The following is a 12,390-nucleotide window of genomic DNA, read 5'->3' on the forward strand; positions in this document are numbered from 1 at the left end:
GTCGAGTCTAACCCAACTCACCGGGCCTTCGGACCTCGGCCGAATGGCCGAGTTCTCGGCACGCGCGACCCTTTGTTATGCTGGCGCTTGATTTGACAAAGCTTTGCCTTTCGCGGCTTTCAGAGCGCATCCCGACCGCCTTTCATGCTCGAACTCTTCTACTCGAATCGCCACGAAACGCTTGCTGCCGCGCTCTTCGAAGACCTCGACGCCTTCGCCATGCGCGAGAGCGATCCCTTCGCGAGCGAGGCCGTGATCGTGCCGAGCGCAGCCGTGCGCCGCCGCCTGGAACTCGACATGGCCGAGCGTTTCGGCATCTGCGCGAACGTGCAGTTCTGCTATCTCGCGCAGTGGCTATGGTCGCAAATCGGGCGCGTGCTGCCGGTGCCCGCGCATTCGCCGTTCGCGCCCGACCGGCTCGCCTGGCGCTGCTATCGCCTGTTCGACGAACCCGCGTTCCGCGAGGCGCCACGGCTGTCGACGTATCTGAACGCCGCCGACGATTCCATGCGCTACGAACTCGCGCGCCGCATCGCGACGGTGTTCGATCACTATCTGACGTATCGCCCCGAATGGCTCACGCACTGGCAGGCGGGCGGCTCGATTCTCGCGGGCGGCGGCGCGCAGATCGACGCGCGCGGGCCGCATCTGTCCGGCGCGAGCGACATCCAGCGCCAGGACGAACACTGGCAGGCGGCGCTGTGGCGCGCGTTGCTGGAAGACCTCGCAGCGCCGGATCGCGAGCATGACCCGACGCCGCCCGCTTACCGTTTTCTCGCCGAAGCGCCGCGCTTCGATCTCGATACCGCGATGCGCGCCGAGTGGCCGCGGCGCATCAGCGTCTTCGCGCTGCCGACCATGCCGCCGCTGCACATCGCGCTCTTGCGCGAGCTGTCGCGCTGGATCGACGTGCGCATCTACGCGCTCAATCCGTGCCGCGAATTCTGGTTCGACATCGTGAGCGAGGCGCGCGTCGAGCAACTGCAACTGAAGGGCGAGGCGGACTTTCAGGAAGTCGGTCATCCGCTGCTCGCGGAGTGGGGACGGCAGACGCAAGCGCAACTGCATATGCTCAGCGAGCTGACGGAAAGCGCCGCGTCCAGCGAACGCGAACTGTTCGAAGAGAACCCCGCGCCGACGTGGCTCGCGCGCGTGCAAAACGGCATCCTCACGCTCGACGAAGACAACGCCTTGCCGCTGCCGGAAGAGATCGTCAATACGGGCGTCGAAGTTCACGTTTGCCATAGCCTCTCGCGGCAACTGGAAGTGCTGCACGACCGCCTGCTCGACTGGTTCGACTCGATAGAAGGCCTGGAACCGTCCGACGTGCTCGTCGCGTTTCCCGATCTCGCCGTGGCGGGGCCGCTGATCGACGGCATCTTCGGCACCGCGCCCGCCGGGGCCAGCAACGAGCGGCGGCGCATTCCGTATCGCATCACGGGCTTGCCGCCGTCGCAGGCGAACCCCGTCGCGCGCGCGATGCTCGACTGGCTCGCGCTCGCCGAGCGTGGCGTCGGCGCGCCGGAGCTGATCGAGTGGCTGCGCGTCGATGCGATCGCCACGCGCTACGGCATCGACGCCGCATCGCTCGAAACGGCACATGAGTGGCTGGCGCAGGCGGGCGCGCGACGCGGATTGCGGCCCGACGAGGTCACGAGCGAGCATGTGCCCGCCGCGCGCCACACGTTCGCGGACGCGCTCACGCGGCTCTATCTCGGCTATGCGTTGCCCGGCGGCGGCGCGCCGGTCGCGGACTGGCTGCCGGTGGAAGGCCCGCAAGGCTCGGAGGCCGAACTGCTCGGGCGGCTCACGCGCTTCATCGACGACATCGACGCCTTCGCGAAAGAGATCGAAGCGCCGCGCACTGCGCGCGCGTGGGGCCATTTGCTGCTCGATGCGCTCGAGCGTTTCTTCGATGCAGGCGTCGCGTTCAACGACACCATCGGCGACGTGCGCCACGCCATCGACGCGCTGATCGCCGCGATCGACGAAGGCGCGCGCGATACGCCAGTGCCGGCCGCCGTGATCCGCACCGCGCTCACCGATACGCTCGACGATCCCGCGCGCGGCGGCGTGCCGTGGGGCGGCGTCACGTTCTCGTCACTCACGAGCTTGCGCGGCTTGCCGTATCGCGTCGTGTGCCTGCTCGGCATGGACGACGGCATGCTGCCGAGCCTCGCGCGCGCCGACGAGTTCGATCTGATGGCGCGCTTCGGCAAGCTCGGCGACCGCCAGCGGCGCGACGACGAGCGCAATCTCTTCCTCGACCTGATGCTAGCCGCGCGCGACCGGCTGATGATCGCGTACACGGGGCGCAGCATTCGCGACAACGCCGTGCTGCCGCCTGCCGCGCTCATCGACGAACTGCTCGATTATCTGGCGCAGGCGGTCGCGGGCAAGCATGCGGCGCCGGAAGCGCTGCGCGAGGCGCGGGCCTTGTTCGTCCACGAGCATCCGCTTCAGCCGTTCGCGCCCGAGTACTTCGAGCCCGGCGGCCGCCTTTTCACGTACGAGCCTGAGCGGGCGGAACTGGCGCGCGCGCTCGCGGCAGGGCGCACGCAGGGCAGCCCGCCGTTCTTCGATGCGCCGCTGCCGCAGGAAGAGGACGAAGACATCGTCGCCTTCGACGACTTCGTGCGTTTCTGGCGGCACCCGGCGCGGGCGCTGCTGCGCGATCGCTTGGGTATTGCGCTCGTCGATGCCGATGCGGAGCTCGACATCACCGAGCCGTTCGAACTGGGCTTCGCGGGCCGCGATGCGCTCGCGGCCCGCGTGCTCCCGTCGCTGCTCGATGCCACGGACGATGCCGCCGCGCGCGCCCGCGAACGCGCCCGCCACGTCGCGCGCACGAGCCCGGAAATGCCGGGCGGCGCGACGGGCGCGGTCTGGCAGGCGCGCGAGATGCACGCGCTCGCGCATCTGGCGGACCGCATCCGCGTGTCGGTGGCGGAAGGCGTGACGCGGCTGCCGTTCGTGCTCGACATCGCGCCGCGCTGGCCGGACACCGCCGGCGTGCCACTCTTCGCGAAGTACGACGACGCGCTCATCGACGAGCGGCCGTTCACGCTCGCCGGCACGCTGAATCGACTGACGCCGCAAGGGCAGGTGATCTACCGCTACGATCAGCCGCGCGCCCGCGATTACCTGTCGGCGTGGCTCGCGCATCTGGCCTATTGCGCGGCGCTGCCGGACGGTCCGCGCCGCACCATCTGGCACGGGCGCGGCGCGCAGTCGGCGGATTTCGAACTCGCGCCCGTCGCCGATCCGCTCGCGCATCTCGGCACGCTCGCGGCGCTTTATCGCGCGGGACGGCGCATGCCGCTGCGCTTTTTTCCGAAGAGCGCATGGGTCAAGCTGACAGAAGGCGATGCCAAAGCGCATGCCGCGTGGGAGTCGGATCGCACGCGCGCCGAGTCCGACGATCCGGCGTATCGCATCGCGTTTCGCGGCGAATCTCTAGCGCTCGACGAACGCTTTGCCGCGCTCGCGCGCATCGTCTTCGAACCGCTTCGAGAGCATCTGCGGAGCGGCGCATGACCACCATGACTGACGTTGTGAATCACGAACCCGTGCAGGAACTCGACGTCTTCGCCTGTGGGCTCGATGGCGTCAACCAGATCGAGGCGTCCGCCGGAACGGGCAAGACCTGGAACATCTGCGCGCTGTACGTGCGCCTGCTGCTGGAAAAGCAGTTGAGCGTCGAGCGCATCCTCGTCGTCACCTTCACGAAGGCCGCGACCGCCGAACTGCACGAGCGCATCCGCACGCGGCTCGCGGGTGTCGCGCATGCCATCGAAAACGGCGACGCGTCGGGCGATCCGTTCATCGAGCGGCTTTTCGAAACCACGCTCGAACAGATGGACCCGGAGGAGGCGCTGCAACGCATCCGTATCGCGCTGCACAGCTTCGATCAGGCCGCCATCCACACGATCCACGCGTTTTGCCAGCGCGCGCTACAGGAAGCGCCGTTCGCCGCCGCGATGCCGTTCGCGTTCGACATGGAAGCCGACGACAGCACGCTGCGCTTCGAACTCGCGGCCGATTTCTGGCGCGAGCGCGTCGAGCCTGCGGCGGCGCGCGTGCCTTCGTTCGCGTCGTGGCTGGTCGCGAAAGGCGCGGGGCCTGCATCGCTCGATGCACAGCTCGCGCGACGCCTGAAGAAACCGCTCGCGACACTGCGCTGGGGCAATTTCGCCGATGGTCAAGCCGCAGAAGCCGCCGACGCAAAGGCGCTCTTCGATCAAGCCTGCGCGCTGTGGCACGCCGAGCGCGATGCAATTGCGAAGCTGCTCTTCGACGCCGAGGCCATGCTGAAGCAGACCTCGCACAAACGGTCGATGATCGAAGCGGCCATCGACGCGTGGGCCGAGTATTTCGCCGATGCCGACTGTCACGCGCCGCCGCCGAAAGACGCGCTGAAGATCACCGCGTCGGCGCTGGCGAAGGGCACGAAGGTCAAGCACACGCCGCCCGCGCATCCGTTCTTCGAGCACGCGGAGACGCTCGCTGCGGCGGCCGCTGCTGCGGAAGCGTCGCAGCGCGCGCTGTGGCTCGATCTCGTGCGCGAGTGGCTCGACTACGCGCCGGCCGAGTTGTCGGCGAGAAAGCGCGCGCGCCGCGTCGTCTCGTTCGACGACTTGCTCTCGAATCTGCATCACGCGCTCGTCAAACATGCGTGGCTTGCAGAGGCTCTGCGCGAGCGTTATCCGGCGGCGCTCATCGACGAGTTTCAGGACACGGACCCGCTGCAATACGCCATCTTCAATCGCGTGTTCGCGCCGCACGGGCCGCTCTTTCTCGTCGGCGATCCGAAGCAGGCCATCTACAGCTTTCGCGCCGCGGATCTCCACACATATCTCGCGGCGCGCGAGGGTGCGAGCGCGCGCTACACGCTCGCGGTGAACCAGCGGTCGACGGCGCGCATCATCGAGGCGTGCAACCGCGTGTTCGGCGCGAATCCGTCGGCGTTCATCCTCGAAGGACTCGACTATCAGCCGGTGCGCGCGGGCACGCGCCTGCGCGGCCCGTTCGTCGATGCGACGCCCGCCGCCGCGTATTCCGATTTCGCTGATTTTTGCGTGTGGATGCTGCCGCACGGCGAGTCGGCGCTCTCGAAGGGGAACGCGCAGCGCGATGCGGCCGAAGCGTGCGCCGCCGAAATCGCGCGGCTCTTGCGCGGCGCGCAACGCGGCGAAGTGAGCATAGGCGACGAGCCGCTTCGCGCGGGAGATATCGCGGTGCTCGTGCAGACGCACCGGCAGGGCAGCATGGTCAAGCGCGTGCTGGCGGCGTGGGGCGTCGGTAGCGTGGAACTCGCGCAGGCGTCGGTGTTCGGCTCGCTCGACGCCGAGCAGATCGAGCGCGTGCTCGCCGCCATCGACACGCCGGGCGACTTGCGGCGGCTGCGCGCCGCGCTCGCGACCGACTGGTTCGGGCTCGATGCCGGCGCGCTTTGGCGTCTCGAACACGCGGTTTCGGCGGCAGATTCGAACGACGGCCCGAACGACTCGACGAGTTGGGTCGAGCGTTTCTCGCGCTATCGCACCATTTGGCACGAGCGCGGCTTCGCGGTGATGTGGCGCACGCTGACGCGCGAACTGTCGATCGCCGCGCGCCTCGTCACTCGGCCGGACGGCGAGCGCAGGCTCACGAACATCAACCATCTGGCGGAACTGTTGCAGGCGCGCTCGGCCGAGCAGCCCGGCATCGCGCCGACGCTGCGCTGGCTGGCCGCGCAGCGCGCGCAGCAAGGCGGCGGCGAGGACGCGCAATTGCGGCTGGAATCGGACCGCAACCTCGTGCAGATCGTGACGATCCACAAGTCGAAAGGGCTGGAGTACGCGGTCGTGTTCTGCCCGTTCCTGAACGACGGCGCATCGCGCGACGCGCCGAAGTCCGGCTTGCCGGACGCCAGGGAGTATCACGACGAAGCGGGCGAAGCGGTGCTGCATTACGGCATCGACGAGGACGAATCGAAGGAAGTGAGCGCCGCCATCGCCCGCGAGCAGGCGGCGGAGCGCGCGCGCCTCGTCTACGTGGCGCTGACGCGGGCGGTGTATCGCTGCTATGTCGTCGCGGGCGTGTATATGTCGAATGTCTCGAACAAGTCGACGAAGGAGTCGCGGCGGAGCGTGCTTAACTGGCTCGTCGCGGGCGCGGGGCAGGACTTCGACGCGTTCTGCGAGGAGCCGCCCGACGAAGTGGGAATCGTCGCGGCGTGGCATGCGCTCGAAGCACAGGCGGATGGCGCGATCGGCGTGGCGCCGTTGCCGGTGATCGGCGCGCGCGAGCCGCTCGCCGCCGAGGCCGCGGGACCGCACGAGATGACCGCGCGCACCAATCAGCGCCTGTTGCGCGACCGCTGGCGCATGGCGAGCTTCAGTTCGCTGATCGCGGCGGGCGCGCGCGACGAGGCGTATCAGCCGCAGCCGGTCGACGCGCGGCCCGATCACGACGAACTCGCGGACCTCGACGTGCCGATTCTTCAGCCAGCCGCGCCGCGCGACGAGACCGTGCTCGCCGACGACGACATTCTCGCGTTTCCGCGCGGCGCGGCGGCGGGGGAATGTCTGCATCGCATGTACGAACTGGCGGACTTCACGCAGCCCGCGACGTGGGGCGATGCGATCGACCGCGCGCTGCGCGAGCATCCGACGCCCGCGCCCGAGCCGCTCGCCCGGCGTCTTCGGCCGATGATGCAGCGCCTGCTCGCCGATACGCTCTCGACCGAGATCGCGCCGGGTCTTCGGCTGTCGCAGATTCCGCCCGCGCGTCGCATGAACGAACTGGAGTTTCTGTTTCCTGCGCCGTCGCTGGACTTCGCGGCGCTGCGGCGGATTCTCGCCGCGCACGGCTATCCCGACGTCGCGCTGGAGGCGGGCGCGTTGCGGGGCTTCATCAAGGGGTTCATCGACATGATCGTGGAGCACGACGGGCGCTACTGGATCATCGACTGGAAGTCGAATTATCTGGGCGAGCGCGCCGCGGACTACAGCGCCGCGCCGCTCGCCGAAGCGATGGCGCATCACGCGTATCACCTTCAGGCGCTTGTCTATGTGGTCGCGCTGCACCGGTATCTGCGCGCGCGGCTCGCTGCGTACGACTATGAGACGCACGTCGGCGGCTATCTGTATTTGTTCGTGCGTGGCGTGCGACCCGACTGGCGCGACGGCGACAGCGGCGCGCCGAGCGGCGTGCATCGCGGACGCCCGCCGCTCGCGCTTGTCGAGGCGCTCGACCGGCTGATGTTTGGAGGCGTGGCATGAGCACGATCCGGCTTTACGCGCCGGCGTCGCGCTTCGCGGATGAAGGCGCTGCGCTCCGGCGGCTGATGTGCGGAGGCGTGGCATGAGCACGATGAACCTGAACGCACCGGCATCGCGCTTCGCGGACAAAGGGGCTGCGCTACGGCGGCTCATGTGCGGAGGCGTGGCATGAGCACGATGAACTTGAACGCGCCGACATCATCGCGCTTCGCGGATGAAGGGGCTGCGCTCCGGCGGCTGATGTGCGGAGGCGCGGCAGAGCACGATACACCTGAACGCGCCGGCATCGCGCTTCGCGGACGAAGGCGCTGCGCTCGAGCGGCTCATGTGCGGAGGCGTGGCGTGGGCACGATGAGCCTGAACGCGCCGGCATCGCGCTTCGCGGACAAAGGCGCCGCGCACGACCGGCTGTTGCCCGGAGGCGTGGCATGAGCACGATCGAGTCGAACGCGCCCGCATCAGGTTTCGCGGACGAAAGCGCGGCACTGGCCGAAGGCTTCGCGCGGCGCATGGGCGAACTGTCGCGGCGTTCCGGTGCCAATGCAAACGCAGCGGCATGGGCCGAACGCGCGGCGCTCGCGATCAGCAGCGCGACGGCGCTCGGGCACGTATGCATGCCGCTCGCGGCGATCGCACGCCGTCACGGCGGACGCGCGCGCGAGGTGCGCGAGGCGTTGCTCGCGAGCGGCGTCGCGAGCCTCGCGCGCACGCAGTCGCCGATGCAGTCGGCGGATTTGCTGCCGCTCGTCATCGACGAGGACGGCCGGCTCTATCTCGCGCGTTACTTCGACTACGAGCGGCGGCTCGCGCTTGCGCTCGTCGAGCGGGCGCGGGCCGCGCGGATGACGGTGTCCGGGCGCGAGCTTGCGGCGCACGCCGAGCGCATTACGCGTTATTTCGGGCCGAGCGCGGGCGATGACATCGACTGGCAGCGCGTCGCGGCGCTCGTGGCGCTGGCGGGACGGCTGACTATCGTGAGCGGCGGTCCGGGCACGGGCAAGACGACGACGGTGGTCGGCGTGCTGGCCTGTCTGCTGGACGCCGATCCGAACCTGCGCATCGCGCTTGCCGCGCCGACCGGTAAGGCCGCTCAGCGCATGCAGGAGGCGCTGATCGAGCGCGCGGACAAGCTCCCGCCCGAACTCGCGCAACGCTTGCCGCGCACGTCGTTCACGCTGCAGCGACTGCTGGGCGTTCTGCCGGACGGCGGCTTCCGGCATCATCGGGACAATCCGCTGCCGTACGACGTGATCGTCGTCGATGAAGCGTCGATGATCGATGTCGCGCTCGCGGCGCATCTGCTCGAAGCGGTCGCGCCGACGAGCCGGCTCGTGATGCTCGGCGACAAGGACCAGCTTTCCGCGGTTGAAGCGGGCGCGGTGTTCGCGGAACTGAGCGCGCAGCCGTCGTTCAGTCAGGGCGGCGCGCGGCGCATTGCCGAGGGGCTCGGCGTGGACTACGCGCGCTTGTCGGCGGCGTTGCCGTCGGGTTCGCCGTCGGTTGCTTCGTCTGATGACGATTCGGATGACGAAGCGATCGCAGCGGAACAAAGCGCAGACGAGGGCGATCTGTTCTCGCCGCGAGACGCGCGACGCGATGAGCAAACTCGGGTTGCGCCGGCCGCCAGCGCTGCGGCGTTGCGCGTGGGCTCGGCGTCGCGCACGCAAGCCGTTTTCGATGACGAAGGCTACGCCGACCTTTTCGCGACCATCGATACGGAGAGGTATCCGGACGACGAACCTGGCGACGGGGCGCGGCGGAACGTCGACGACGAGGGAAGTCAGCGGAAGGCACCGGACAAGCCCAATGCGCGGGACGACAACGCCGAGCGCGAACGGCGGGACGAGCTTATCGCGCAACGCGAGGGCGATGAGTCTGATAAGCGCGACCGTCGAGTTGAGCGTAACGGGCGCGACGAGGGGAACCAGCGCGTCGAGCAAACCGACGACAGCGAGCGGGACCGACGCAGTGAGCGGGATCGGCACCACGAGCACCACGGCCACAACGAGCATGACGGCCAAAGGGAACGCGACGATCCCAAGCAGCACGTCAATCTGAACGAACCCAGCGAAAACGACAGGCGCACCGAGGCCGACGATCGGAGCCACACCGACGCTCCGCTCACCGATTGCGTCGTCTGGCTCGCGCGCAACTACCGCTTCGGGCTGGATTCGGCGATCGGCCGCTTGTCGATCGCCATCCGCGACGGCGATGCGCAGGCTGCCCTCGCTGCGCTCGATATCCGGCAATCGCCCGCGACAGCCGAAGACGCAGCCGCCGTGCTCTTCGACGACGCGCACGCCACGCTTTCCGAGCGCACGCTCGCGCATCTGGCGACAGCATTCGCGCCGTACGCCGACGCGCTCTCGTCCGTACTCGAGGCGCGGCGCTCCACTTCAGTGGGCGCGCAGGCCGACGAAGCCCGCCTCTTCGACGCGCTGAACCGCTTTCGCGTGCTATGCGCGACGCGCAAAGGCCCGCGCGGCGTCGATGAAGTCAACGCGCGCATCGCGGCGAAAGTGCGGGAGCAGGCCGGCATTGCGCTTGCGCTCGGCGCACAATGGTTCGCCGGGCGGCCGGTGATCGTCACGCGCAACGACTACGCGCTCGGGCTGTTCAACGGCGATATCGGCATCGCGCTGCCGGGCGCGGACGGCGCGTTGCGCGTGGCATTCCGCATGGCCGACGGCTCGGTGCGCTACGTCTCGCCCGCCGCGCTGCCGCCGCACGATACGGCCTTCGCGCTCACGGTCCACAAGTCGCAGGGATCGGAGTTCGACGAGGCGGCGCTCGTCTTGCCGGGAAGCTTCGTGCGCGTGCTGTCGCGCGAACTGGTGTACACGGCCATCACGCGGGCGAAGCGCCGGATCGAGGTGATCGGCTCGGCGGAGATCTTCGCGCAGGCGGTGAATGCGCCGACGCGCCGCGATTCCGGCCTCGCCGCGAGAATGATGCGGTTGATGAGCGGGAGCGCCGGGACCTGAGGCGCGTGCCTATTCGAAGGAGTCACTCTCATGACCGATAGCTTCGCGATCGCGCCGGGCGAGATCGAGTTGACGGCCGTGCGCGCGCAGGGCGCGGGCGGGCAGAACGTCAACAAGGTGTCGAGCGCCATTCACCTGCGCTTCGACATTCGCGCGTCGTCGCTGCCAGAGCACATCAAGGCGCGTCTGCTCGCGCTCGCCGATAGCCGAGTGACGCGCGACGGCGTCATCGTCATCAAGGCGCAGGAGCATCGCACGCAGGACATGAATCGCGCCGCGGCGCTCGCGCGGCTGGACGAACTCATTCGCAGCGTGAGCGTCACGCGTCGCAAACGCATCGCGACGAAGCCCACGCGTGCGTCGCAGGTGCGCCGTGTCGAAGGGAAAGTGAAACGCGGCGCAGTGAAAGCGGGGCGCGGACGGGTGAGGGACGAGTAGGGCGGCGGTGCCGATCCTTGCGCGTGGGAAGGCATGCGCTAAGTGACGTCCGTCGCTAGAGTCGTTCGCGCGAGCATTGCGAGCAGGACGTGCTCGAGACTTGTAATGCGCCGGCAAAGCGGAGCGCGGATGCCAAGCCGGCATCCGCTTGCCCGCGACCATGTCTGCGCATTTCTCCGAGTTCACGAGCGACACTTGTGTTCATCGGGAATGGCGGCGGCTGCGCTGCGCCGCGAAAGTGGAGCGCAAAACTCGACCGGCTCGTTCGAACGAGCACAAGGACTACCGCGCCAGCGCCTGTCGCGCGCTGGACGACATCCGCTTAGCAACGGGCGTCGCGGGAGCGGAGCGCATACCGCGCGACTCATTCGAACACGCAGAAAGATGAGCGGGTAAGCGCCTGTCGCGCGCTGGACGGCATCCGCTCAACAATGGGCGTCGCGAAAGCCGAGCGCAAACCGCGCGACTCATGTGAATGGGTAGGAAGATGAGCAGGCAAGCGCCTGTCGCGCCCAAGACGCCAGCCGCTCAGCGACGAGCGCCGCGCAAGCCGAGCGTGGATGCCGAGCCGCCATCCGCTCGACAATCCGGTGACCAGCGCCGTGCCCCCGCATCCTTCACCACGAGCGACACGCGCTTATCGAGAGAAGAGCGGCCCGCACTGCGCCGCCGAAGCGAAGCGCGATCCCGGGCAACGTAGCACAACGAGTCCAAAAACTACCGCGCCAGCGACTTCCTCCCGCCAAACGGCATCCGCTTGACCAAGCCCGTCGCCAGCGCCGTGCCCGCGAGCACGACCGCGCATCCTTCCATCATCACGAGCGACACGTGCTCGTCGAGGAAAAGCGCGCCCCACAAGATGCCAAAAAGCGGAATGACGAACGTGACCGTCATCGCGCGCGCCGGGCCGGCCGACGCCACCAGCCCGAAGTAGAGGAAATACGCGATGCCCGTGCAGCACACGCCGAGCGCGATCACCGCCTCCCACGCATGCGCGGAGATCGGGCTCGCGGGCCACGTCATCGCGGCGAGCGGGGAAAGCGCGATGGTCGCGCCGATCATGCTGCCGGCCGCGTTCGTGGTCGCGTCGACATCCATCAGGTACTTTTTCGCGAAGTTGCCCGCCACGCCGTAGAGCGCGGACGCCGCCAGCGCCGCCGCGGCCGCCAGCAGCCCGCGCACCGGCAGCGCCGACGCGCCCGCGTCGTGCGCGCCCGGCGTCGCGATCTGATTCCACACGAGCAGCAGCACGCCCGCGAAGCCGATCGCCATGCCGATGGTGCGCATCGTCGTCAGCCGGTCCTTCAGCCACACGTAGGCGACGAGGGCGCCCCAGAGCGGCGTCGTCGCGTTGATGACGGAGGTCGCGCCCGCCGACAGCGTGAGTTCCGCGAACGCGAAGAAACAGAAGGGCGCGGCCGAATTGAGAATGCCGACGACGAAAAGCGGCACGGCGCGCTTGCGCATCGTCGCAAGCGTGTCGGCCCACGGGCGTCGCGCGAGCAGCATCGCGATGAGAAACAGCGCGCCGATGCCCACGCGCACGGCCATCAGCGGCGCGACGCCGAACTCCACGACACCCACGCGGATGAACAGAAACGACGCGCCCCACAAGGCGGCCAGGACGACTAATTGACACAAATTGACGATGGACATGACGTTGCGGACTGCTTGCCTGCTGATAAAAGTCCGCGCATGTTACA

General features: G+C 68.5%; 5 protein-coding genes. 4 read left to right on the top strand and 1 reads right to left on the bottom strand.

Annotated elements, in window-relative coordinates:
• The first annotated feature begins 144 nt into the window (after positions 1 to 144).
• The 4 genes from recC to arfB all read left to right on the top strand — a co-directional run bounded on the left by recC (position 145) and on the right by arfB (position 10,687).
• Positions 145 to 3,537 (top strand): exodeoxyribonuclease V subunit gamma, encoded by a 3,393-nt coding sequence (recC, locus tag NCR34_RS05320; protein ID WP_248321797.1) that lies wholly within the window; start codon positions 145 to 147, stop codon positions 3,535 to 3,537.
• Positions 3,538 to 3,542: 5 nt separating this feature from the next.
• A complete protein-coding gene (gene recB / locus NCR34_RS05325) occupies positions 3,543 to 7,265 on the top strand; it encodes an exodeoxyribonuclease V subunit beta (RefSeq protein ID WP_248322272.1) in 3,723 nt (1,240 codons plus the stop codon).
• A 428-nt stretch (positions 7,266 to 7,693) separates the two neighbouring features.
• Positions 7,694 to 10,249 (top strand): AAA family ATPase, encoded by a 2,556-nt coding sequence (locus NCR34_RS05330; protein ID WP_248321798.1) that lies wholly within the window; start codon positions 7,694 to 7,696, stop codon positions 10,247 to 10,249.
• 30 nt (positions 10,250 to 10,279) lie between these two features.
• Positions 10,280 to 10,687, top strand: coding sequence for an alternative ribosome rescue aminoacyl-tRNA hydrolase ArfB (gene arfB, locus NCR34_RS05335; protein ID WP_175939945.1), 408 nt, complete (start codon positions 10,280 to 10,282; stop codon positions 10,685 to 10,687).
• Between the two features lie 717 nt (positions 10,688 to 11,404).
• Here the strand turns inward: arfB and NCR34_RS05340 are convergent.
• On the bottom strand, positions 11,405 to 12,343 hold the full coding sequence (locus NCR34_RS05340; RefSeq protein WP_248321800.1) for a DMT family transporter: 939 nt from the start codon (positions 12,341 to 12,343) through the stop codon (positions 11,405 to 11,407).
• Positions 12,344 to 12,390 lie beyond the last annotated feature (47 nt).

Source organism: Caballeronia sp. GAWG1-5s-s (genome assembly GCF_023631445.1).
GTDB lineage: Bacteria > Pseudomonadota > Gammaproteobacteria > Burkholderiales > Burkholderiaceae > Caballeronia.